Source organism: Paraburkholderia fynbosensis, from assembly GCF_902859935.1.
Taxonomy (GTDB): domain Bacteria; phylum Pseudomonadota; class Gammaproteobacteria; order Burkholderiales; family Burkholderiaceae; genus Paraburkholderia; species Paraburkholderia fynbosensis.
The window spans coordinates 441,382-464,880 of sequence record NZ_CADIKI010000002.1 but is presented as its reverse complement, the minus strand read 5'-3'; the positions used below and the strand labels follow the sequence as shown (position 1 = coordinate 464,880).

Genomic DNA, 23,499 nt, shown 5'->3' with positions numbered 1-23,499 from the left:
GCCAAGTCATCACGAAACGGGCCAATTGGCCCGTTTTTCGTTTGTGCCGCGTGCGGTCACGCTGCGGCGCAAACACCACGATCTAAACCAGCGCAGTCGCCTCGATTTCGATCTTGAATCCATAGTGCAGTTGGGGCACCGGCACGACGGCACGTGCGGGCCGTGCTTCACCAGCCCAGCGAGTGTAGATCTGGTTGAAGCTCATCCAGTGTTCGACATCGACGATATAGACGCGCACCTGCACGAGTTGCGCGATGCTACTGCCGGCGCTGTCGAGAGCGGCCTGCACGTTCGCCAGAACCTGTTCGGCCTGCGCTTCGAACGACGCATCGGCGAGCTTGTCGCCTTGCGCGTTGATCGGCAATTGCCCGGAGACGAACACGAAGCCGTTTGCTATCGCGACGTGGCTGTAATAACCACCTGGTTTTGCAAGCGTAGAGGGATTGTCCGTCTTTGGTAGACGTGGTTCCTGCTGGCTATCCGCCATGAATTCACTCCAATGGTGACGAAGGGTCACGCAACCCGCGGCCATAGCGAATGGAAGCCGCCGCATTCGCTGCACGAGGTTGCGCGCCACGAACCAACCAGCATCCGGCACCGCTCACACGCATCGACCAACGAGTCCGCCCACCGCCCCGTCACGCGCTGAGCGTCTCCAGCTTTTCGCGCGCGTCCGCGCAACGGCGATTCAGGTCGCGATGCATCGGCTGACTGTCGAGCAGCGCCGATACATCGGTCAACCCATAATCAAAGCGCAAGACGTATTCGATGTCCGTGTAATCGTGATAAGCGCCGCTGTCGGCCAGCTTCTGCGCTTCGGCGAAAGCCGCATGCTGCCGTTCGCCATTCATCAAGTCTCTGATCGCCATGATTGCCGCTCCGAGGAACAGTGACGCCATCATAGCAATGCAATTTGAAACGCAAGGTCGCGCGCACGCAACACCTGGTGTTTTCCGTAGAGACGCCCGGTTGCGAGCGACGAACGGATGTGTCATGCCGGCGATCTATCGGGTTCGCCTCGGGCAAGGCTCAGGCAACCTCGGCCGAAACCTCGTGGCAACCGTCACACGACCGCCGCAGGCGCCTTCGTCCCATGCCACCGGACGACCAGCATCCGCCCGACATAACACAACGAACCGGCGACGCCGACCACGATGCCCATGCCTCTCGGCGAACCGTCCTGCCATAGTCCGACCGCCAGACTCGACAATGCGCCGAGCGCCAGTTGCACCGCGCCGAACACAGCGGCCGCAGCGCCGGCATTCAGCGGATAACGGTGCATCAGATCGGTCGTGCAATTGGCGGACAGCACACCCACCACGCCCACCACGAAGAACAGACCGAACACGATCGACCACAAGCCGCCCCACCCGGTCAGCGATACGAGGCAGACGAACAGCGAAGCCACACAGCTCACGGTCGCCGCAAAGGAGATGATCGGCAGCGAGCCGAGCCGGCCGACCAGACGCGTGTTCAGAAAGTTGCCGAACATGATGCCGACGATATTCAACGCGAACAGGAACCCGTAATGCTGCGCCGACACGTGGAAATACTCGATGTACACGAACGGCGTCGCCGTGATGTAGGCGAACATCGATGCGAACGCCATGCCGCCGCACAGCATGTGCCCCCACGCCACCGGATCGCGCAGCAGCTTGCCGTACGCGCCGAACGATTTCAGCAGCGCCGACTGCGCGCGCTTCTCGCGCGGCCAGGTTTCCGGCACCTTGAAGAAAGCGGTCACCGCGCACACCGCGCCGAACAGCGTCAGCACGACGAACACCACGCGCCAGCCGCCGAGCAGCAGTAGCTGTCCGCCGATCAGCGGCGCGAGCAACGGACCGATCGACGTAACGATCGCGAGCATCGACAGCACGCGGGCGGCATCGGTCGGCCCGTGTGCGTCGCGCGCAATCGCACGCGCGAGCACCGACGCCGCGCCCGCGCCGAGCGCCTGCACGAAGCGGAACATCACCAGCGAGCCGATCGAGAACGACAGCGCGCACGCCACGCTCGCCAGCGCATACATGACGATGCCGCCTAGCAGCACCGGCCGCCGTCCATATGTATCAGACAGCGGGCCGTACAGCAGCATGCCGATCGAAAAGCCGAACATGAAACTGGTGAGCGTCGCCTGGGCCGCGCCGGTGCTGATCGCGAAGGCCTGCGCGATGGTGGGCAGGCTCGGCAAATACATGTCGATGGAAATCGGCCCGCACGCGGCAAGCGCACCGAGCAACAGAATCAGCCGGCCATCTGGCCGGCTTCTGGGGACGTGAGACATGGGAATCCGGATGGAGCGCCGCGCCGACATCGGCAGCAGAGCGGGTAGAACGGGATAGCAGCAACGTATCGGGACCGATTGTACGCGACGGGCTCGGCTTGCGAGTGCCTGGGCTGTGCTCGCCGTTCGGGCCGTTCGGGCCGTTCGGGCCGTTCGCGTCGTATCTCACCGTGTTTAGCCGTGCCTCGCCGGTTTCCACACGCGAACATGGCCGGACGGCCACTGGGTGGACACCGCGCGGCAAGCGCGCCGTCGATCGGTTAAGCTGCCGCCTGACCGTTCGGGCCGCGGCCAGGAGCTAGGCACGCCCTTCCCCATCCATTCTGCTTCGAGCATGCGATGACCGCCTTCCTGCTGATCTGGAGCCCCAAGAAATGGCCGTGGCCCGAGTTGCCCGACGTTGCGAAACGCGTCGCCGCGGGCGTCGCGGTCGGCGACGTGTGGGGCTGCGGATTTGCGCGCAGCATCCTGCCGGGCGATCGCGTATTCCTGCATCGCGTCGCGCAGCAACCGAAAGGCATCTTCGGCTCGGGTTACGTAACGCGTGCCCCCTATGAAGTCCTCGACCCGGCGACGAAACGCGGCTATCGCCTATGCATCGACTTCGTGTACGACTGGCTCGTCGACGCGCACGAAGCACCGGTGATCCCGCGCGAGATGTTGCGCACATTTCCGTTCTCCGTGCAGACATGGGACGCGCAGAGTTCGGGCACCGTGATCAAGCCGATCGCCGAAGGCGCGCTGGAAAAGCGCTGGGCCGAACTCACGGGCAAACGCAAGCCGCCGAAACTCGACACGCCGGCGGGCCCCACGCGTTCGAGCAAAGTCACGGCGCATGCGAAGGCCGCACAACGCACGGCCCCAAGTCCCGAGGACTCGAAGCCAAAGACGACAAGCAAGCAGAGACGCGCGCCGGCAACCCGGACCACGGCGAAGAAGGCGTGACGAAACGCGCACAACAAAGTTAAAAGGCGTGGCGCACGAGCCGCGCCATAAGGACGCTATCGGGCCCGCCGCAAGACCCGTTCACGCCGACTCCGGTACAATTTCTCCACCTATCCCAGCATCGCGCGAATCGCCCACGGGCAGCCTGCGCCGCTGCGCAACCCCAATTCCAGCCATCGCCATGTCCAAAAACGAACTCCTCTTCGAACGCGCGCAACGCACCATTCCTGGCGGCGTGAACTCGCCGGTGCGCGCCTTCCGTTCCGTCGGCGGCACGCCGCGCTTTATCGAGCGCGCGCAAGGCCCCTACTTCTGGGACGCGGACGGTCAGCGCTACACCGACTACATCGGCTCGTGGGGCCCGATGATCCTCGGCCACGTTCACCCGGAAGTGCTCGAAGCAGTGCAGCGCGTGCTGGCCAACGGCTTTTCGTTCGGCGCGCCGACCGAGTCGGAAGTGGAAATCGCCGAAGAGATTTGCGAGCTCGTGCCGTCGATCGAACAGGTCCGCATGGTGTCGAGCGGCACGGAAGCGACCATGAGCGCGCTGCGTCTCGCGCGCGGCTTCACGAACCGCAGCCGCATCGTCAAGTTCGAAGGCTGCTACCACGGTCACGCGGACAGCCTGCTCGTCAAAGCCGGCTCGGGCCTGCTGACCTTCGGCAATCCGACCTCGGCGGGTGTGCCGGTGGACATCGCGAAGCACACCACCGTGCTCGAATACAACAACGTCGCCGAACTCGAAGAAGCGTTCAAGGCGTTCGGCAACGAGATCGCCTCGGTGATCGTCGAGCCGGTCGCGGGCAACATGAACCTCGTGCGCGCCACGCCGGAATTCCTGCAGGCGTTGCGCCGCCTATGCAGTGAATACGGCTCGGTGCTGATCTTCGACGAAGTGATGTGCGGCTTTCGCGTGGCGCTCGGCGGCGCGCAAGAGGTGTACGGCATCACGCCGGACCTCACGTGTCTGGGCAAGGTGATCGGCGGCGGCATGCCGGCGGCGGCCTTCGGCGGACGGCGCGACATCATGGCTCACCTCGCGCCGCTCGGCGGCGTCTATCAGGCGGGCACGCTGTCGGGCAATCCGATTGCGGTTGCCGCAGGCCTGAAGACGCTGCAATTGATCCAGGCGCCAGGCTTCTACGACACGCTCGCGGCACGCACCGCACGCCTCGTGCAGGGACTCGCACAAGTCGCAGGCGAAGCGAAGGTGCCGTTCGCGGCCGATTCGCTCGGCGGCATGTTCGGCCTCTACTTCGCCGAGTCGATCCCTAGCAGCTTCGCCGAAGTCACGAAGAGCGACGTGCCGCGCTTTAACGCGTTCTTTCACAAGATGCTCGACGCGGGCGTGTACTTCGCGCCGTCGGCGTATGAGGCGGGCTTCGTGTCGATCGCTCACGACGATGCGATCGTCGACGCCACGATCGACGCGGCGCGCGGCGCCTTTGCGTCGCTCGCGGCCTGAGGCCCGCGCGGCTTCGAAGCAGCAAAGACCGCCGAAACCGAAACACGATACAGCCTAGCCACCGTACCCGACCGGATCCCGATGTTTTCGCAAACCGACTTCGTCCATATGGAACGCGCGCTCGCGTTGGCCAGGCGCGGCATGTACACCACCGATCCGAATCCGCGCGTAGGTTGCGTGCTCGTCAAGAACGGCGAGGTGATCGGCGAAGGCTTCACGCAACCTGCCGGCCAGGATCACGCGGAGATTCGCGCGTTGAAGGACGCGCGCTCGCGCGGCCACGATCTGCGCGGCGCCACCGCTTACGTGACGCTCGAACCGTGCAGCCACTTCGGCCGCACGCCGCCGTGCGCGAACGCGCTCGTCGACGCGCAAGTCGCGCGCGTGGTCGCGGCAATGGAAGACCCGAATCCGCAAGTGTCCGGACGAGGTCTCGCGATGCTGCGCGACGCCGGCATCGAAGTGCGTTGCGGGCTGCTTGCGAACGAAGCGCATGAATTGAACATCGGCTTCGTGTCGCGCATGACGCGCGGCCGCCCGTGGGTCCGCATGAAAGTGGCGGCCTCGCTGGATGGCCGCACCGGCTTGCCGTCGGGCATCAGCCAATGGATCACCGGCGAAACGGCGCGCGCCGACGGTCATGCATGGCGTGCCCGCGCATCGGCGATTCTGACCGGCATCGGCACCGTCAGGGAAGACGACCCGCGCATGACGGTACGCGCGGTCGACACGCCACGTCAGCCACAACGCGTGCTGATCGACAGTCAGCTCGACGTGCCGCCGGACGCACAGATTCTGGCCGGCGCACCCACCCTGATCTTCTGCGGCAATCTCGATCAGCGCCATGCCGATCGGGCGGCCGCGTTACGCGATCGCGGCGCCGAGATCATCCCGTTGGCGAACGCGGCCGGCAAGGTCGATCTGCCGCGCCTGCTCAAAGTGCTCGGCGAGCGCAACGTCAACGAGTTGCACGTCGAGGCAGGCTACAAGCTGAACGGCTCGCTGCTGCGCGAGGACTGCGTCGACGAACTGCTCGTCTATCTCGCGCCGAGTCTGCTCGGCATGGATTCGATGAGCATGTTCAACCTCGGCGCGCCCGAATCGCTCGACGGCCGTGTCAAGCTGAATTTCCACGCGGTCGACCGGATCGGCGACGATCTGCGGATTCTCGCGCGCATCGCGCCGCAGACCTCAGCCGAAACCGGCACGACTCCCGCGCCTCCCTCTGTTTCGAAATGAAGGATTAGCACGATGTTCACAGGAATCGTCGCGGCAGTGGGCCGCATCGAATCAGTCAAACCGCTGGGCACGGACGGCGACGCAGGCGTGCGCCTGAACGTCGAAGCCGGCGGCCTCGACCTCGGCGACGTGCAGCTCGGCGACAGCATCACGATCCAGGGTGCCTGCATGACCGTGGTCGCGAAGACCGCGCATTCGTTCGAAGTCGACGTGTCGCGCGAAAGCCTGAACTGCACGGCGGGCCTCGGCGAAATCGGCGAAGTCAATCTGGAGAAGGCGCTGCGCGCGCACGACCGGCTCGGCGGCCATATCGTCTCCGGCCACGTGGACGGCCTCGGCACGGTCACGCATTTCGCGCCGATCGGCGAATCGCACGAACTGCGCGTGCTGGCGCCGCGCGAGATCGGCCGCTATCTGGCGTACAAAGGCTCCATCACCGTCAACGGCGTGAGCCTGACCGTCAACTCGGTTAAAGATCGCGACGACGGTTGCGAGTTCTCGATCAACCTGATTCCGCACACGGTTGAAGTAACCGCGCTCAAGCGTTTGCGCGAAGGCACGCAGGTGAATCTGGAAATCGATCTGATTGCGCGCTACGTCGAGCGCATGCTGAACGCGCCGAAATAACGGACCCGCGCCGGGCCAAGGCCCGGCCGCGCATGGGCTGACAGCGGCGCCCCGCCGCTTTCAGCCGCTTCATGCGTGCATCGTTTCGAGGAGCATAGCAACGCCCTGGGGGCCGTCGCCAGTCGGCCAAACGACCTATGCCATCCGGCGGAGGCGACTTGGACTCGCGCGTGGCGTAAAATACGCGCTTTCCCGAAAATCTCGCCAACATGACGCTCGCCTCCACTCCAGAGATCATCGCCGAACTGAAAGCCGGCCGGATGGTGATCCTCGTCGACGAAGAAGACCGCGAAAATGAGGGCGATCTTGTGGTCGCCGCCGAGTTCGTCACGCCGGAAGCGATCAACTTCATGGCGCGCTATGGCCGTGGCCTGATCTGCCTGACGCTCACGCAGGAGCGCTGCAAGCTGCTGAACCTGCCGCTGATGACCTACCGCAACGGCACGCAGTACGGCACGGCGTTCACGGTCAGCATCGAAGCGGCCGAAGGCGTGACCACGGGCATTTCGGCGGCCGATCGCGCCCGCACGATCGCCGCGGCGGTCGCGCCGGACGCCAAAGCCGAGCACATCGTTCAGCCGGGCCACATCTTCCCGATCATGGCCCAGCCCGGTGGCGTGCTGGTGCGCGCCGGCCATACCGAGGCGGGTTGCGACTTCACCGCGCTGGCGGGTCTCACGCCGGCCGCGGTGATCTGCGAAGTCATCAAGGACGACGGCACGATGGCGCGCCTGCCGGACCTGATGGAGTTCGCAAAAGAGCACGATCTGAAAATCGGCACGATCGCGGATCTGATCCACTACCGCAGCCGCACGGAGTCGATCGTCGAGCGTATTTGCGAACGCACCATGCAGACCGCGCACGGCGCGTTTCGCGCGGTCATGTATCTCGATCAGCCGAGCGGCCAGCCACATATCGCGCTGGTGCGCGGCACCCCGAACCCGGACAAGGACACGCTGGTGCGGGTGCACGAGCCGCTGTCGGTACTGGATCTGCTCGAAGTCGGCGAATCCACGCACTCGTGGACGCTAGACGCGGCGATGAAAGAGATCGCCGAACGCGACCTCGGCGTGGTCGTGCTGCTGAACTGCGGCGACTCGAAAGACCATCTGATCGACGTGTTCAAGGCGTTCGACTCAAAGGAAAAAGCCAACGCGCTCAAGCGCCGGCCGGTCGATTTCAAGACGTACGGCATCGGCGCGCAGATTCTGCGCGAGCTCGGTGTCGGCAAGATGCAGGTGCTGTCGAACCCGCGCAAGCTGGGCAGCATGTCGGGTTACGGTCTCGAAGTCACGGGGTTCGTTCCGATGCCGGGCAGCGCCGCGCAGGCTCCGCAAGGCTGATCCGACCATTCACGCGCTTAGCGCCCACTCAAAACACTACGGAATTCACATGGAAATCGGACAATACCAACCGAATCTCGACGGCGACGGACTGCGCATCGGCATCGTTCAGGCGCGCTTTAACGAACCCGTCTGCAACGGTCTCGCGGACTCCTGCATCGAAGAACTGGAACGCCTCGGCGTGACCGGCGAAGACGTGCTGCTCGTCACCGTGCCGGGCGCACTGGAGATCCCGCTGGCGCTGCAAAAGCTCGCGGAAAGCGCGCAGTTCGACGCCCTGATCGCGCTGGGCGCGGTGATTCGCGGCGAAACATACCACTTCGAACTGGTGTCGAACGAAAGCGGCGCGGGCATCACGCGCATCGGCCTGGACTTCGGCATTCCGGTTGCGAACGCCGTGCTGACTACCGAGAACGACGAACAGGCCGTCGCCCGGATGACCGAGAAAGGTCGTGACGCGGCGCGCGTGGCCGTCGAAATGGCGAATCTCGCCGTCGCGCTCGAACAACTCGGCGGCGACGACGAAGAAGAAGACGAAGAAGAGGAAGAGGCATGAAGAGCGCACGCCGACGCTCCCGCGAACTGGCCACGCAGGGGCTTTATCAGTGGCTGCTGTCGGGTTCGCCCGCCGGCGAGATCGACGCGCAACTGCGCGGCGCGCAAGGCTTCGACAAGGCGGACCACGAGCATCTGGACGCGATCCTGCATGGTGTGATGCGCGACTCGGAAGCGCTCTCCGCCGCCATCGCCCCGTGTCTCGACCGTCCCATCGAGCAGCTCTCGCCCGTCGAGCGCGCGGTGCTGCTGGTTGCCGCGTTCGAGTTGAAGAATCACGTCGATATTCCCTATCGCGTGGTCATCAACGAAGCGGTTGAACTGGCCAAGACGTTCGGTGGCTCCGACGGCTACAAATACGTGAACGGCGTGCTGGACAAGCTCTCGGCGCAACTGCGCGCTGACGAAACACAGGCGGCTCGCAAGCATTGAGTATGAGGTGCAAGACCCCGGCCACGCCGGTGTCTCGCGCCTCGCCTGACAAAGCCGAACTGTTTGCGGGGACGCCGTTTCGCGCGTGATGAATGCGCCGGACGCCGTCCCGCTTTTGCTTCTGAACTGGATTTGATCGTATGAACTCCGTGACCGAACCTTTGGTGCGGCTTGCTGCGCGTGTCGACGCCATCCAGCCTTTCTACGTGATGGAACTGGCCAAGGAGGCAGCGCTTCTCGAGCGCGACGGACGCGACATCATTCACATGGGAATCGGCGAGCCCGATTTCACCGCGCCCGAGCCGGTCATCGAAGCGGCGGCCAATGCGCTTCGCCGTGGCGTCACGCAATACACCAATGCGCTCGGCCTGCACGCGCTGCGCGAAGCGATTTCGGCGCATTACGCCGAGGTCTACGGCGTCAGCGTCGATCCGGCGCGGATCGTCGTCACCGCCGGCGCCTCCGCCGCGTTGCTGCTGGCTTGCGCGGCGCTGGTCGATCGCGACGACGAAGTGCTGATGCCCGATCCGTGCTATCCGTGCAACCGTCATTTCGTGATCGCCGCCGAAGGCAAGCCAGTAATGGTGCCGAGCGGCCCGGCCGAACGCTTCCAGCTGACCGCCGCCGATGTCGAGCGCCTGTGGAATGAGCACACCCGCGGCGTGCTGCTCGCGTCGCCGTCGAATCCGACCGGCACGTCGATCGAACCGGCCGAACTCGAACGCATCGTCAAGTCCGTACGGGCGCGTGGCGGATTCACCATCGTCGACGAGATTTACCAGGGCTTGAGCTACGACGCCAAGCCGGTGTCGGCGCTCTCGTTCGGCGACGACGTGATTACCGTCAATAGCTTCTCGAAGTATTTCAACATGACCGGCTGGCGGCTTGGCTGGCTGGTGGTGCCGCCCGGCATGGTGGGCGCATTCGAAAAGCTCGCGCAGAACCTGTTCATCTGCGCGTCGGCGCTCGCCCAGCACGCGGCGCTTGCCTGCTTCGAGCCGGAAACGATCGCCGTCTATGAAGCGCGGCGCCTCGAGTTCAAGCGCCGCCGCGACTTCATCGCGCCGGCGCTGCAGTCGCTGGGCTTCTCGGTCCCGGTGATGCCGGACGGCGCCTTTTATGTGTATGCCGATTGCCGCACCGTCTCGCATGCGGCTGCCGGCGACAGCGCGGCGCTCACCAAAGCCATGCTGCACGACGCGGGCGTAGTGCTGGTGCCGGGCATGGACTTCGGCACGCACGCGCCGAAGGAGTACATCCGGTTGTCGTATGCCACGGCCTATCCGAAGCTGGAGGAGGCGGTCGAGCGGTTGGCGAAGCTTTTCGGGCGGCACTGAGCGTGCTGCGGGCGGGATCTGCCGCGCCCGGAATTTTTCGCGCTGGACCTGCCAAGTACCTCTGCGCCATCACACGCCTGACGCGCCGACCACCAGCGCGCCGCGCCCCCTCCTGATCCTCCAGACGCAAAAAAAGGACACCTAGGTGTCCTTTTTCCATCACCGCTGCTCATGCATCACATTGCCGACAGCTACGTCGGCACGATGCCGCCCAGCTTCAGGCGCCCAACTCCGAAGCCGATGCCACGTGCTTCGTGTTGGCATCGTCCTGCTCAGGAGCCGCCGGCGCCGTCACCGGACTCGCCACGCTCAGCTGATGGGCGCCCTGAAGCGTCACCTGCACCCGCTTGCCGCCGCTGGCCGCCGCATTGGCGGTGGTGGACGCGGTCAGTACCGGAGCCTGCGGCGCGTTGATCGGCACCTTGCGGCCCCGCGCCACGTCGCGCAGACGGCCACGCTCGGCCATCACCTTGGCGCCGTAGCCGCCGTCGTCCTGCGAGGTCGAGCCGACGTAAAGACGCAAGCCGCCCGGCAGCGAACCACCGCGGGCGATGCAATCCTTCAGCACCAGCGCGCCCACCTTGATGTTCGCGACCGGTTCGAGGGCCGCGCTCTCGCCGCCAAAATACTGGAACTTGTCCGAATGCACTTTGGACATCACCTGCATCAGGCCTTGCGCACCCACGCCGCTCTCGGCGTACGGGTTGAAGCCCGATTCGATCGCCATCACCGACAGCAGCAGGAGCGGATCGAGACCGACTTCGCGGCCGGTGTCGAAGGCTGCCTTCACCAACTCGCTGACAGGCTCCTGAGCGACGCGATAGCGCCGCGCCAGGTATGACGCGACCAGATCCTGCTCGCGGCTCGAGATCAGCACGCGATCGTCACGCGCATCGGCGGACACGCGCTGCGACGGGATCATGCGCGCGAGCGCGGTGACGCTCTGCATGGTGCGCGGATCGAGCCCGTTCAGCGCCGCGACGCCCATACCGGTCGAGCCGGAGCCGTCAAAAGCGCCGTCGAAGCTGGTATTGCTCACGGTAAGGCTGGTGCCGCCGCTGTTTGCACCGTTGTTCGTTTCCGCACCGTTCGTCGAGTTGGCCGACAGCGTGTCGTCGGAAGACGCAGCCACGTTGCCAGGCGGCCCAAAGGACGGCAGCGGATTGCCCTGCAGCAGACGGGCGGGACCCGCTTGCACGGCCGCAGAGATGACCGGCATCAACCGCGCGGCGAGCGTGCCGCGCCAAGCCGGCATCAGCCACAGCGCGACTGCCAGCACGACAGCGACACCGCCGACAATGCTGAACAGATAATGACTCATTCGCGTCCCGCGACGCAGCACACCACGCACAACTTGCGCGATACGCTCATCGGGACGCCACGATAACCAGGCGTTCATTCAGATCTCCCATGTTGCATGATCTGCGAACCCCGCCCAATGAAGATGGCGGTACCACACGTTCGTAGAGTCAAGACATCGCGCGCTCTGTCTGGTTAGGGCAGCAGCGACGTCGGGAAAACGGCAAATACCGTTTGTGGGGAGCCATCTCGAAAAAAATGGCAAACGCGATGCCAAGAAGGCAGGCGTTGGCTCCCACGCGAAAAACCAGCGTCAATCGGCGCTGGCAAGGACTTCAAAAGCCGGCAAAACCGTGCAGGGAATCGGTAAGCGGTGACGCGTTGCGTCAGTGGGACCGGGGGCAGTGGTAAAAAGGTTCATGCCCTGCAACCAATGTGGACGGATTCTATGCAGGGTTTTATAGATCGTCAACACTATAGAATAGCAAATGTATAACTATTTGTAATAATGAACGGTGTTCAGTCCGTCAGAAGCCGCACGGGATGCGCCTTTTGGAGGCACCGAACTCATCTGTTCGGCTTACGTCGTTCGGTCGATCTACGTGCGCTAGCCAACGCAGGTAAAATCGACAATTCGTCCCGGCACCCTGCAGCCCGCCGCGCCCTTCTCTCTCGCCGCTGATGCGGCCCTGACCGCACCCGATGAAATACAAAGACCTGCGCGACTTCGTCGGCCGCCTCGAAACGATTGGCGAACTGCGCCGCATCTCGCAAAACGTTTCGCCCAACCTGGAAATGACCGAGGTATGCGACCGCGTGCTGCGCGCCGGTGGCCCCGCGTTGCTGTTCGAGAGCAAGGAGCGGCATGCGTTCCCGGTGCTCGGCAACCTGTTTGGCACGCCGCGCCGGGTCGCGCTCGGCATGGGTATTGACGCGCAAGCCGGCGAAGGCGACGGCGCGGCGCTAGAGTCGCTGCGCGACGTTGGCCGGCTGCTCTCGGCACTGAAGGAGCCGGAGCCGCCGAAGGGCCTCAAGGACGCGGGCAAGCTGCTCTCGCTCGCCAAGGCGGTGTGGGATATGGCGCCGAAGACGGTGAGCGCGCCGCCCTGCCAGGAAATCGTCTGGGAGGGCAATGACGTGGACCTCGCCAGACTGCCCATCCAGACGTGCTGGCCAGGCGACGCCGGTCCGCTGATCACATGGGGCCTGACCGTCACGAAAGGTCCCAACAAGAGCCGGCAAAATTTAGGCATCTATCGCCAGCAACTGATCGGGCGCAACCAGCTGATCATGCGCTGGCTCGCGCATCGCGGCGGCGCGCTCGATTTTCGCGAGTTCGCGCTGCAAAACCCCGGCAAGCCGTATCCAGTGGCCGTGGTGCTGGGCGCCGATCCGGCGACCATCCTCGGCGCGGTCACGCCGGTGCCCGATACCCTGTCCGAATACCAGTTCGCAGGTCTGCTGCGCGGCGGGCGCACCGAACTGGCTAAGTGCCTGACGCCGGGCGTCGACGGCCTGCAGGTGCCCGCGCGCGCCGAGATCGTGCTCGAAGGCTTCATCTATCCGCAAGAGGGCACGCCCTCGCCCGCTCCCGCAGGCGCGCCGCCGCGTCCGGCGAAGGGCGCGTCGGCGGCGTACGAGCACGCGCTCGAAGGCCCGTACGGCGACCATACCGGCTATTACAACGAACAGGAGTGGTTCCCGGTGTTCACGGTCGAGCGCATCACGATGCGGCGCGACGCCCTCTATCACTCCACCTACACCGGCAAACCGCCCGACGAGCCGGCCGTGCTCGGCGTCGCGCTCAATGAAGTGTTCGTGCCGCTGCTGCAGAAGCAGTTCACCGAAATCACCGACTTCTATCTGCCGCCCGAAGGGTGCAGCTACCGCATGGCGATCGTGCAGATGAAGAAGAGCTACCCTGGGCACGCGAAGCGCGTGATGTTCGGCGTGTGGAGCTTCCTGCGCCAGTTCATGTATACGAAATTCATCGTGGTGGTGGACGAGGACGTCAATATCCGCGACTGGAAAGAGGTGATCTGGGCGATCACCACGCGTATCGATCCGGCGCGCGACACCGTGTTGGTCGATCGCACGCCGATCGACTATCTGGATTTCGCGTCGCCCGTCGCGGGCCTCGGCTCGAAGATGGGGCTCGACGCGACCAACAAATGGCCCGGCGAAACCGACCGCGAATGGGGCCGCCCGATCGTCATGGACGACGCGGTCAAACAGCGCGTGGACAGCTTGTGGAACGAGTTGGGCCTGTAAGGCGAGCCGTACGGCAAGACCAATAACAAAGCAGATGGAGCAGTTGCTCGGATGCACGCCTTTTCTATGATGTCGGACGGGTTTTTCCTGTCGTTGTCGCTGTGCCTGGATATCGGCCTCGTGAATGTCGCGATTATTTCGCTGACGCTGTCGCACGGTTTCAAGCCGGGGTTCTGGCTCGGCCTCGGCTCATGTGTCGGCGATCTGATTTACGCGGCGCTCGCGCTCGCGGGCATGGCCGCACTGCTGCAGTTCGAATCGGTGCGCTGGGTGGTATGGATCGGCGGCGCGGCGGTCCTGCTGTTTCTCACGTGGAAAATGGCGCGCGAGGCAATGTTCCCGGCAACGGCGCCGGCGGTAGCGGGCCAAGGCGCCGCTGCGACGCCTCTGTTGCCATGGCGCGGTTTTTTGCGCGGCGTGCTGCTGGCGGTGTCGTCGCCGTCGGCGATTCTATGGTTCGCGGCGGTCGGCGGCGCGTTAATCGCAAAAGCGGGCGCCACCAGTCCGAGAACCGCACTGATCTTCCTCGGCGGCTTTTTCCTCGGCGGGCTGTGCTGGACGATCTTCATCTGCGGGCTCGGCAGTCATGGCCGCAAGCGCGCCGGCGCCGGTCTGCTGCGCGCCTGCCATGTGCTGTCCGCGCTGCTGTTCGCGTATTTTTCGTACAGCGTGATCGTCAACGGGTATCGCGATCTGATCGTGCAAAGCACGCACGTCGCGAGCTGATGAAGAAACGGCTTGCGCTGGCAAGCCGTCGTCGTTCAGGCGAGATACTCCGCGAGCTTCGGCAAATCGACGTTGCCGCCGCTCAGCACCACGCCGACCCGCTTGCCCTTCACCGGCACGATGCCGTTGAACACCGCCGCCGCGGCGAGGCAACCCGTCGGCTCGACCACCATCTTCATGCGCTGCGCGAAAAAGCGCATTGTCTCGATCAACTGCGCGTCGCTGACGGTTTCGATCCGCGCCACGTGCTTGCGGATGATCGCGAACGTGTAGTCGCCGAGATGCGTGGAGGCGGCGCCGTCGGCGATCGTGCGCGGCGTGTCGATATGCACGATCTCGCCGCGCGCGAGCGACCGTTGGCCGTCGTTGCCCGCCTCCGGTTCCACGCCGATTATCGTGCACGTCGGGCTCAGCTGGACCGCCGACAAAGTGCTGCCGCCGAGCAAGCCGCCGCCGCCGAGGCATACGAAGAGCATGTCGAGCGGGCCGGTTTCGTCGAGCAACTCTTTCACCGCGGTGCCCTGCCCGGCAATCACATGCGGGTGGTCGTACGGTGGAATCAGCGTCATGCCGCGCTCCTCGGCAAGCCGCCGGCCGATCTCCTCGCGGTTCTCCTTGTAGCGGTCGTAGGTGATCACTTCGCCGCCGTAGCCCTTGGTCGCCGCTACTTTGGCGGCCGGGGCGTCGTGCGGCATGATGATCGTCGCGCGGATGCCGGCGAGGCGCGCCGACAGCGCGATTGCCTGCGCGTGATTGCCCGACGAATAGGTCAGCACCCCCGCCTTGCGCTGTTCCGCGTCGAAATGCGAAATCGCGTTATAGGCGCCGCGAAACTTGAACGCGCCCATGCGCTGAAAATTTTCACACTTGAAGAACACCGACGCGCCCGTGCGCTCGTTGAACGTGCTCGATGTCAGGACCGGGGTGCGGTGGGCGACGCCTTCAAGACGCGCAGCGGCGTCGAGTACGTCGTCGAAAGTGGGAGCGGGAAGCGCTTGCATCGGCGAAACTCTCCTGGGCGTTGGCGAAACAGCCATTCTCCCAGCTTCGCGAATGCTTTGGAACGTCAATGCCGCTGGCGCGGCGGCATCAAACAAAAACGGCGTAACCCGGCGATCAAGCCGGCGTTACGCCGTCGTCAGTCCTCAACGGACATACCGCATTTAGCGGCGATGGTAGCCGTGGCCGTAATAACCGTGTCCGTAATAACCGTGATAGTAGCCGTGGCGATAATAAGGGCGGCCATAGCCCCCGTAGTAGCCACCTACCACGACGGGCGGCGGCGCGTACACGACGGGCGGTGCATAGACGGGCGGCGGCGGCGCGTAATAAACGGGCGGCGGCGCGGCATACACCGGATAAGCAGGCGCGACCGGAACCCCAATCCCGATACCCACGGAAACGTGCGCCTCAGCAGCACCAGCAAGGCCAAGGCCGAGCCCTGCGGCAACAACGAACGGAATGATCTTTTTCACTTTGTTCTCCTAGCGCGGCCTATTAAGGTCGCCGACTTCGCATGCCTTGCATGCTATTGGAACAATTTATCGAAAAAGGCCTGGCACTTCTGTTCGCATTTGTTGCAAATTGCAATTCGTCGCAATAGTTCACGGTTTGGGCAGGCGCGCCGAGCCTCGCCGCAGCACCGTGGTGAGCCGAGAATCAAGGGTTTGAGGAGTTGCAGAGATACGCCCATCGTCATTTCACGACACCGGCGTTTTTCGAGTTCGCGTTTCAGTAATGTTTGATTACAAATTAGCTTCAATCCTGACGGCGCAATCGAGCCGCGCCATAAAAAATGCCCGGCGAATACGCCGGGCATTTCTCGCCTGTGAGCGTCGCCGTTTAGCCGACTTTCACATAGGCAAATTCACGGGACACGCTGGGCGGGACATATGCGCCGCTGATGCGCACACGCGGCGTCAGGCGCTTTTTCTGGTCCCACCAGCGACGGCGCTGTGCAGGTGTCAGGAACCGCAAGTGCTTCCGGTAAGAAAAAATGCTCATCGTCGACCTCCCGAATCTGACTGCGAAACGAAGTACCCAGAGACAGCGACTACCAAACTGACGTATCACGCGAATCGCGAATCGCGAATGTCGAGCAGTTTTCGAACCCGCCGTGGCGCGGTCGAATGACCGGCTGCAGGCGGCAGATCGTGCGCAAGCCGCTCGGAGGAAAGTCGGTGCCAGATCAGTCTGCTGGCAGCCAAATGCGCGATACTTCTGCTTTCCGTTCAAATGTCCCGTCTGGAGCAGGCAACCATGTCCCAGTTCCCTTTGCCGCGCCTCGGGTTTATCGGTGCGGGCCGGCTCGCGCGTTGTCTTGCGCTGAGCTTTTCACGCGCCGGCTATCCGGTCACAGCAGTAGCGAGCCGCACGGCGAGCTCAGCCGCCAGGCTTGCCAGTCAGATCGAGCATTGCACGGCATCGGACGATCCACAGCATGTTGTCGACGCCGCCGATATCGTCTTTTTAGCCGTTCCCGACGACAGCATCGGTACGTCAGCGCACACACTGCGTTTCGGCCCGGACGCTGCCCAGTCCGGCAAGGCGTTGGTGCACTGCAGCGGCGCGTCGCCGGTGGATCTGCTGGCACCGGCGCGCGACCGGGGCGCGGCGATCGGCGGATTTCATCCACTGTACCTCTTTAGCGGGGACCTCGCCGATCTCGAGCGGATCGCCGGCTGCTCGGTGACGATCGAGGCCAACGGCGCGCTGAAGGACACGCTCACAGCGCTGGCCATCGCACTGCGCTGCCATCCTCTGTCGATTCCGCCGGGCGGCCGCATGCTGTATCACGCCGCTGCCCACTACGCCGCCAGCTTCGCGCTGTGCAGCCTCGCCGAATGCGTCGCGCTGTGGGGCACACTGGGTTTCGCCGAAGACGACGCGCTGCGCGCGCTGCTGCCGATGCTCGCCGGCACCATCGAAACCGCGCGCGACAAAGGGTTGCCCAACGCGCTCGCGGGCCCGGTGTCGCGCGGCGATACCGGGGTCGTGGCTAAGCAGTTGGCGCTGCTCGAAGAGCTCGGCGGCGACCACGCCGCGCTGTACGGTTTGCTGTCCCGGCGCGCGGTCGGACTCGCCGAGCGCCGCGCGAGCCCGCCCGCGGCGATCGAGGCAATCGCCGCGGCGGTGGAAGAATCGCTGAACCGGTCGCTGAATCAGGCCGCAGCAGGTGCAAGCGTCAAGTAAGGCGTGATAATGTGACGTCCGGCGCAGCACGCAATCCGCCAGCGCCGCGCTTCGGGACCAACAGACGAGAACGCACAATGATCAAGGTCAGCATCCTCTATCCGTATCGGGAAAACGGCCACTTCGATGTGGACTATTACAGCGTCACGCATATGCCGCTCGCGGCGAAGCTGTTCGGGCCGTCGCTGAAGGGCTGGTCGGTCGACGTCGGCATCAACGCCGGGCCGCCCGGAACGCCGCCGCCGTATGTGGCCGCGGGCCACTTCCTGTTCGACAGTGCGGACGACTTCTACAAAGTCTTCAAGCCGGCCGCCGAGCAACTGACGGCCGACATTCCCAATTACACCGACGGCGGCAACGGCACGATCCTGATCAGCGAGATCAAGATTTCCGTGTGATGTCGAGCAGACAGCGGTGAAACGGTGGCGTGTCATCATGCTTGCCGGGGCATCCGGTCTGAAGCCGAGTCACCGAATCCACGCGCGAAACGCGCATGCAATCCCAATGAACCGCCGGCGCGCACTGAACGGTCGACGCCGGCACTCCGCGACCGCTCGACGGCCGCCATCCGAAGCATAAGGACACGAGATGTTTGGCGATATCGCCCGTTTTCTGCTCAATACCGTCTTCACGCTGTTCGGCGCGGCGCTGCTGCTGCGCGCCTGGCTGCAGGTCGTGCGCATGCCGCCCTACAACCCGGTGACGAACGCCGTGCTGCAGGCCACCAACTGGATCGTGCTGCCGCTGCGGCGCATTTTGCCGAGTACGCGCAGCATCGACTGGGCGAGCCTCGTCGCGGCGCTGATCGCGGCGATCGTGTACGTCGTGCTGATGGTGGTCCTCACCGGCGCCGATCCACTCACGCTCGTGCCGACGCTGCTGATCGTCGCCGTGCTGACCGTCATCAAGTGGGCGCTGAATCTGATCATCTGGATGACGATCCTGATGGCACTGCTGTCCTGGCTCAACCCGCGCTCGCCGGCCATGCCGATTCTGTATCAGCTGACCGCGCCGTTCCTGAATCCGCTGCGCCGGGTGATTCCGCAACTGGGCGGAATCGATCTGTCGCCAATCCTGTTGTTCGTGATCGTGCAGGTGCTGTTGATGGTGGTCACCCGCGCTGCCGTTCAACTCACCTACTTCGTCATCTGAAGATGCGCAGGGTTGGCGGGAAAGCGTGGCGTGATTTGCGCTGAACGCCCTTTCCCGAGTAGAATTGTGCGCTCTGCGGGCGTCGTATAATGGTAATACCCTAGCTTCCCAAGCTGCAACGGCTTGAGCAAACCCACTATTCATGCGGGTTTTAGACGTGGTTTTCCAGCGGGCACCATTGAAAACCACGTGTTATGCGGGTTTGACGGCGACGCCAGTTTTCACCCCAGCACATCAAGTCGGAAGCTATTGATCTAGATGGCATCTTTTCGCCGTCTTGTCACTCATCGGCCCAATAGCCCCGAGCGGCTCATGGCGGCCAAGAACCGTCATAAAAAGATAAAATCCGGGTGGCCGATATAGGCTGAGAAAGGCCGTTACGCTCAGCAGGCGATCCATAGCTCAGGAAGCGCGAAAAACTCGTGCTAGGGTGTTTCCAGCCCATCAGTGATCAGGTACTGAGCCCACGGCTGTCACGCGTTGGGCGGCTTCGGCTGTCATTCAGCCAGAATCAAACGACTACGACACCATAAAAAGGAGAACAAGATGATGAGCCGGGGATCGGAATGGCATCGTTGGGAGCCGCATATTCACGGCCCTGGCACCGTCCTGAACAATCAGTTTGGCGGGGGAGACCCATGGAATAGCTATCTGACTGCGCTGGAAAGCTGCTCGCCAGTGATAGAGGCCCTTGCGGTCACGGACTACTACACGACGGACACCTATGAAGAGGTCGTTCGCCGAAAGGCCGCCGACCGACTGCCCAACGTCAAGCTCCTGCTTCCCAACGTCGAGCTACGTCTCGATATCGCCGCGAAGAAGGGCTTTGTAAACGTGCACCTGCTGGTCAATCCGACTGACTTGGCTCACGTTGAGGAGATCAAGCGTTTTCTTTCCCGGCTCCAGTTCAACGCTTTCGATGATCGCTTTGACTGCACTAAGGCAGACCTGATTCGCCTGGGCAAGGCTTCCGACAGTGCCATCAAAGACGATCGATCCGCTTTGATTGAAGGAGCCACGCAGTTCAAGGTCAACTTCGATTCGCTGCGCAAGGCGTTCAAAGAGAGTGCTTGGGCCAATAAGAACATCCTTATCGCCATAGCTGGCGGCGAAGGTGACGGTACATCTGGCGTGCGCCAAGCGGCGGACAAGACGATTCGACAGGAGCTGGAAAAGTTTGCACACGTCATCTTTGCGAGCAGTCCAGCGCAGCGCGAATTTTGGCTGGGAAAGCGCACGGTGACCTTGGAGCAAATGCACGACAGATATGGTGGATGCAAACCCTGCTTGCATGGCAGTGATGCTCACGATCTCTCCTCCATCGGGAAACCTGAAGATGACAGGTTCTCTTGGATAAAGGGTGCGTTGACCTTCGACAGCTTGAAGCAAGCTTGCATTGATCCAGACGGGCGCGCCTACGTGGGGCGCGAGCCGCCGACCGGTGCAATGCCGTCGCAGGTGATATCACATGTGCGAATCGATGATGCGGCGTGGGCCGCAACCAAAGTTGTGCTGCTAAATCCCGGTTTGGTTGCCATCATCGGCGCAAGGGGTTCAGGAAAGACTGCCTTGGCAGACGTTATTGCCGCGGGATGCGACGCCATCCCAGAGGCCGCATGGGCAGCCGACGATGACGTCAGCCCATCCTTCCTGGTTCGCGCGCGTCCGCTCGTCGGAGAAGCGACTGTTAAGCTCGGCTGGGGCGGCGGAGATGAATCAGGCTGTTACCTCGATGGTCGAGATGCCGACGATGTCAGGGCCTTTCCTCGCGCCCGATATCTGTCGCAACAGTTCGTCGAAGAACTCTGCTCCTCAAAGGGTGCGTCCGAAGGGCTGGTGCGAGAAATAGAGCGCGTGATCTTTGAGGCCCACGCGGCACTGGGCCAAGATGGCGCATATAGCTTTGAGGAATTGCGTGACCAGCGTACAACTCGGTTCCGCCAAGCACGTCGCCTAGAGGCCGAAGCGATAGTGGCGACGTCGGACCGCATCGCCGATGAACTAGAGAAAGAAGCCATCGTCAGTAGCCTTACAACCCAGGTCGCTGCGAAGGAAAAGCTGCTGGCCGGTTACGCGCTCGACCTGTCTAAGCTCGTGCTCAAGGGCGCCGAAGCGCAGGTCCAGCGGTACACGGATCTCACCGAAGCCGCGCAGGCCTTGAGTACGCGGGTTAACGCCTTGGCGAATCAGCGCAGAACATTCGTCGCAATGCAGGACGAGGTTCAAAGCACGCGGACATCGAAGGCGCCAGAAATGCTGCGACAGGTCATAGCGCGTCATCCAAACAGTGGCCTCAACCAGACGCAATGGGGCGATTTCCTACTGGTCTATCAAGGTGACGTCGACAAAGCACTCGCCGACTATGTCGGCTGGGCAGACAAGGAGATCGCAAAGCTAAATGGTGTTGCCCCGCCCGAGGGTGACCCCACCGTCCCACTGATACTGGCGGACGCAGACTTGAAGACGATACAGCTCGCTGTTCTCAAGGCAGAGATGGCCCGTCTCGAAAAGCGCATCAGCGCCGACACCGTGGTGCGTAACCAATACACTACTTTGTCTAAGAAGATCGCTACCGAGAAGGCGGCCCTTCAGGCCCTGAAGACGCGATTAGACGATGCAAAGGGTGCCGCCGAACGGCGAAAGATTTTCCAGCAGGAGCGGGAAGCTGCATATGGCCGCTTGTTCGACGCCGTAGTGAAGGAGCAAAACGCCCTGACCGAACTGTACGCGCCACTCATGGAACGCCTCGGCGCCATGGAGGGGACACTGAAGAAGCTGAGCTTTAAAGTATCGCGGATCGCCGACGTGGCTCAATGGGCAAGCGTCGGGGAGAACGATTTGATTGACTGCCGCAAGGCTGGCGATTTTTATGGTCGAGGTTCGTTGGAGAACACGGTGCGCGCTGAACTTCTATCGGCTTGGGAAACAGGTACTGCCGCGGACGTGCAAACTGCCATGAGTGGGTTCATCACCGCCCACTACAAAGCATTGCGCGATCAAGCACCTCTCGCTCCAGCCGCGCAAGAAGCTTTCCGGCAGTGGTCCAAGCGATTCGCTCATTGGCTTTTCAGTACGGACCACATCGCAGTAAGGTACGAAATCCTGTATGACGGCATCGACATCCGGAAACTCTCACCAGGCACCCGCGGTATCGTCCTCCTGCTCCTCTACTTGGCGCTGGACGATGCCGATGACCGGCCATTGATTATTGATCAACCGGAAGAGAATCTTGATCCTAAGTCCGTCTTTGACGAACTGGTATCGCTCTTCATTTCGGCCAAATCAAAGCGGCAGGTAATAATGGTCACACACAACGCCAACTTGGTAATTAACACCGATGCCGATCAGATCATCGTAGCCAACGCCAACCCGTCGGGAAGCGGCGGCCTACCGTCGTTCACGTACACCGCCGGAGGCTTGGAAGACGCCGAAATCCGTAAGATCGTCTGCGACATACTGGAAGGGGGGGAGAAAGCGTTCCGCGAACGAGCACGCCGTTTGCGTGTCCGCCTCGATAGATAGCACGTCCGGATATGGGGGATGACGATGCAACGGTGCGGCAAGCGCATCTAGGCACTAAGGGGGCAAAGCGTTACTCTGACTTTTGACCAACGATGAACGATGCACTGAAGCGGCCGTTGCGGAAGGGGTCGTCAGAACTGAATGGCTGAGCAGCGAAGCGCTTGGCCGTAGGGCGAACCATCGCAACCCGCTGCAGAGCTGACGTTTTGCAGCGGAACTCGAACGGCAGCAACGGGCCCGAACTGGGACGTCCAGGTTGAAATGTCAGCTGACGCATGGACTCCGAAGTCCATATTAGATTGCACCGGCGCTATGGCGAACGAAAAAAAAAGCTCCCGGGAAGGAGCTTTTCGATCTGGCAGCAACATCGATTATTTCTTGCCCTGCGGCTCGTGCTTGTCCTTGATCATCTGGTAGTACGTGCTCGCGCCAGCCTTCGTCAGCTTCACCTCGGCGATAAACTTTTCGATGATGTCCTTCCGGGTCACGTCTTTGAGGGTCCGCATACGTTTGTAGATCTCCGTCGCCAGTTCCATCTTCGTCGGCGTAGCTGGTTCAGTCTTCGCTGCGGTATCGTTAGGCGTCGCGCTCGCGGCCGAAGTAGCAGCTCCTGCCTTCGGGTCAACAGCAGCCGACTTGCCTGCTGTCACGTCTTTGCTGACCACCCCTTGCTTCTGATCAACCATGATCGCACTCCATTCGTTGAAAGTGCGTCCAGGGTCCCGTAGATCGCCCTTCAAGGCAACGGCAGGCGAACGACAATGACCAACACAACGCCGACCACCTCGAAACTCATCGAGCAACAGTCACAGTTTTCACGTCACCCTTACGCACCGGCGCTCTATACCCTTGATCTAGCAGGGATTTCCGAGCCAGATCATCAGCTTATTAAGATTCTGCCGTAGGACCATCCCCGCCAAGCCCCGTGTTTTGGCCGTCGCCGACCGCCCGTTGCATGTCGGGATCAAATTTCTTCCCATCCAACTGAAGGGAACGGCTTTTTAAACGATTAAACAATTTCTCTTGTTTTTAGAAAGTTTTTATATAGAGGAAGAGATAGAGAGAACTTTCTGAAAATTGATGAGAATCGTTGAATTGTTTAAGATGTGT

The 23,499-nt window shown here is 62.6% G+C and carries 22 protein-coding genes; 15 read left to right on the top strand and 7 right to left on the bottom strand.

Features of this window, described 5'->3' with window-relative positions; translation table 11 throughout:
• Nucleotides 1-82: 82 nt before the first annotated feature.
• The 3 genes from HV770_RS05080 to HV770_RS05070 form a co-directional block, all read right to left on the bottom strand.
• Entirely contained in the window at nucleotides 83-487 is a 405-nt protein-coding gene (locus HV770_RS05080; RefSeq protein WP_175158377.1) for a RidA family protein, read from the bottom strand.
• A gap of 151 nt (nucleotides 488-638) precedes the next feature.
• Entirely contained in the window at nucleotides 639-869 is a 231-nt protein-coding gene (locus HV770_RS05075) for a hypothetical protein (protein WP_175158376.1), read from the bottom strand.
• Nucleotides 870-1,063: 194 nt separating this feature from the next.
• A complete protein-coding gene (locus HV770_RS05070; RefSeq protein WP_175158375.1) occupies nucleotides 1,064-2,284 on the bottom strand; it encodes a Bcr/CflA family multidrug efflux MFS transporter in 1,221 nt (406 codons plus the stop codon).
• Between the two features lie 339 nt (nucleotides 2,285-2,623).
• Between HV770_RS05070 and HV770_RS05065 the strand changes: the two genes are divergently transcribed.
• The 8 genes from HV770_RS05065 to HV770_RS05030 all read left to right on the top strand — a co-directional run bounded on the left by HV770_RS05065 (nucleotide 2,624) and on the right by HV770_RS05030 (nucleotide 10,227).
• Nucleotides 2,624-3,229, top strand: coding sequence for a hypothetical protein (locus tag HV770_RS05065; RefSeq protein WP_175158374.1), 606 nt, complete (start codon nucleotides 2,624-2,626; stop codon nucleotides 3,227-3,229).
• Nucleotides 3,230-3,410: 181 nt separating this feature from the next.
• A complete protein-coding gene (gene hemL / locus HV770_RS05060) occupies nucleotides 3,411-4,694 on the top strand; it encodes a glutamate-1-semialdehyde 2,1-aminomutase (RefSeq protein WP_175158373.1) in 1,284 nt (427 codons plus the stop codon).
• A gap of 81 nt (nucleotides 4,695-4,775) precedes the next feature.
• A complete protein-coding gene (ribD, locus tag HV770_RS05055; protein WP_175158372.1) occupies nucleotides 4,776-5,933 on the top strand; it encodes a bifunctional diaminohydroxyphosphoribosylaminopyrimidine deaminase/5-amino-6-(5-phosphoribosylamino)uracil reductase RibD in 1,158 nt (385 codons plus the stop codon).
• Between the two features lie 12 nt (nucleotides 5,934-5,945).
• Nucleotides 5,946-6,560 (top strand): riboflavin synthase, encoded by a 615-nt coding sequence (locus HV770_RS05050; RefSeq protein ID WP_175158371.1) that lies wholly within the window; start codon nucleotides 5,946-5,948, stop codon nucleotides 6,558-6,560.
• 209 nt (nucleotides 6,561-6,769) lie between these two features.
• Nucleotides 6,770-7,903 (top strand): bifunctional 3,4-dihydroxy-2-butanone-4-phosphate synthase/GTP cyclohydrolase II, encoded by a 1,134-nt coding sequence (gene ribBA, locus HV770_RS05045; protein WP_121315471.1) that lies wholly within the window; start codon nucleotides 6,770-6,772, stop codon nucleotides 7,901-7,903.
• Between the two features lie 49 nt (nucleotides 7,904-7,952).
• Nucleotides 7,953-8,459: a 6,7-dimethyl-8-ribityllumazine synthase gene (ribH, locus tag HV770_RS05040; protein WP_006050161.1), complete on the top strand. Its 507-nt coding sequence runs from the start codon at nucleotides 7,953-7,955 to the stop codon at nucleotides 8,457-8,459.
• Nucleotides 8,456-8,890 carry a transcription antitermination factor NusB gene (gene nusB / locus HV770_RS05035; protein ID WP_121315472.1) on the top strand — a complete coding sequence of 145 codons (435 nt, stop codon included), beginning with the start codon at nucleotides 8,456-8,458 and terminating at the stop codon, nucleotides 8,888-8,890. The genes ribH and nusB overlap by 4 nt, the downstream gene beginning before the upstream one ends.
• A 140-nt stretch (nucleotides 8,891-9,030) precedes the next feature.
• Nucleotides 9,031-10,227: a pyridoxal phosphate-dependent aminotransferase gene (locus HV770_RS05030; protein WP_175158370.1), complete on the top strand. Its 1,197-nt coding sequence runs from the start codon at nucleotides 9,031-9,033 to the stop codon at nucleotides 10,225-10,227.
• Between the two features lie 217 nt (nucleotides 10,228-10,444).
• Here HV770_RS05030 and HV770_RS05025 read toward each other — a convergent pair whose 3' ends face one another.
• The gene (locus tag HV770_RS05025) at nucleotides 10,445-11,626 is read right to left on the bottom strand and encodes a lytic transglycosylase domain-containing protein (RefSeq protein ID WP_175158369.1); all 1,182 of its coding nucleotides are present in this window, start codon (nucleotides 11,624-11,626) and stop codon (nucleotides 10,445-10,447) included.
• A gap of 602 nt (nucleotides 11,627-12,228) precedes the next feature.
• On the opposite strand from HV770_RS05025, the gene HV770_RS05020 reads away from it, so the two are divergent.
• Both HV770_RS05020 and HV770_RS05015 read left to right on the top strand, forming a co-directional pair.
• Nucleotides 12,229-13,797 carry a UbiD family decarboxylase gene (locus HV770_RS05020; RefSeq protein ID WP_175158368.1) on the top strand — a complete coding sequence of 523 codons (1,569 nt, stop codon included), beginning with the start codon at nucleotides 12,229-12,231 and terminating at the stop codon, nucleotides 13,795-13,797.
• Between the two features lie 51 nt (nucleotides 13,798-13,848).
• The gene (locus HV770_RS05015) at nucleotides 13,849-14,523 is read left to right on the top strand and encodes a LysE family translocator (protein ID WP_175158367.1); all 675 of its coding nucleotides are present in this window, start codon (nucleotides 13,849-13,851) and stop codon (nucleotides 14,521-14,523) included.
• 35 nt (nucleotides 14,524-14,558) lie between these two features.
• Here HV770_RS05015 and HV770_RS05010 read toward each other — a convergent pair whose 3' ends face one another.
• The gene (locus tag HV770_RS05010; RefSeq protein WP_175158366.1) at nucleotides 14,559-15,524 is read right to left on the bottom strand and encodes a threo-3-hydroxy-L-aspartate ammonia-lyase; all 966 of its coding nucleotides are present in this window, start codon (nucleotides 15,522-15,524) and stop codon (nucleotides 14,559-14,561) included.
• Nucleotides 15,525-15,686: 162 nt separating this feature from the next.
• Nucleotides 15,687-15,998 carry a hypothetical protein gene (locus HV770_RS05005; RefSeq protein WP_175158365.1) on the bottom strand — a complete coding sequence of 104 codons (312 nt, stop codon included), beginning with the start codon at nucleotides 15,996-15,998 and terminating at the stop codon, nucleotides 15,687-15,689.
• Between the two features lie 784 nt (nucleotides 15,999-16,782).
• Here HV770_RS05005 and HV770_RS05000 point away from each other — a divergent pair.
• The 4 genes from HV770_RS05000 to HV770_RS04985 all read left to right on the top strand — a co-directional run bounded on the left by HV770_RS05000 (nucleotide 16,783) and on the right by HV770_RS04985 (nucleotide 22,389).
• Complete coding sequence (locus tag HV770_RS05000) at nucleotides 16,783-17,715, top strand: Rossmann-like and DUF2520 domain-containing protein (protein WP_175158364.1); 933 nt, start codon at nucleotides 16,783-16,785, stop codon at nucleotides 17,713-17,715.
• Nucleotides 17,716-17,792: 77 nt separating this feature from the next.
• Nucleotides 17,793-18,113 (top strand): EthD family reductase, encoded by a 321-nt coding sequence (locus tag HV770_RS04995; protein ID WP_121315480.1) that lies wholly within the window; start codon nucleotides 17,793-17,795, stop codon nucleotides 18,111-18,113.
• 190 nt (nucleotides 18,114-18,303) lie between these two features.
• Entirely contained in the window at nucleotides 18,304-18,867 is a 564-nt protein-coding gene (locus HV770_RS04990) for a YggT family protein (protein ID WP_121315481.1), read from the top strand.
• A gap of 546 nt (nucleotides 18,868-19,413) precedes the next feature.
• A complete protein-coding gene (locus HV770_RS04985) occupies nucleotides 19,414-22,389 on the top strand; it encodes a TrlF family AAA-like ATPase (RefSeq protein WP_175158363.1) in 2,976 nt (991 codons plus the stop codon).
• A 371-nt stretch (nucleotides 22,390-22,760) separates the two neighbouring features.
• On the opposite strand, the gene HV770_RS04980 is transcribed toward HV770_RS04985, so the two are convergent.
• Complete coding sequence (locus tag HV770_RS04980) at nucleotides 22,761-23,075, bottom strand: hypothetical protein (protein ID WP_175158362.1); 315 nt, start codon at nucleotides 23,073-23,075, stop codon at nucleotides 22,761-22,763.
• 75 nt (nucleotides 23,076-23,150) lie between these two features.
• Here HV770_RS04980 and HV770_RS04975 point away from each other — a divergent pair, with 75 nt between their 5' ends.
• A complete protein-coding gene (locus HV770_RS04975) occupies nucleotides 23,151-23,294 on the top strand; it encodes a hypothetical protein (protein WP_175158361.1) in 144 nt (47 codons plus the stop codon).
• The last annotated feature ends 205 nt before the right edge of the window (nucleotides 23,295-23,499 follow it).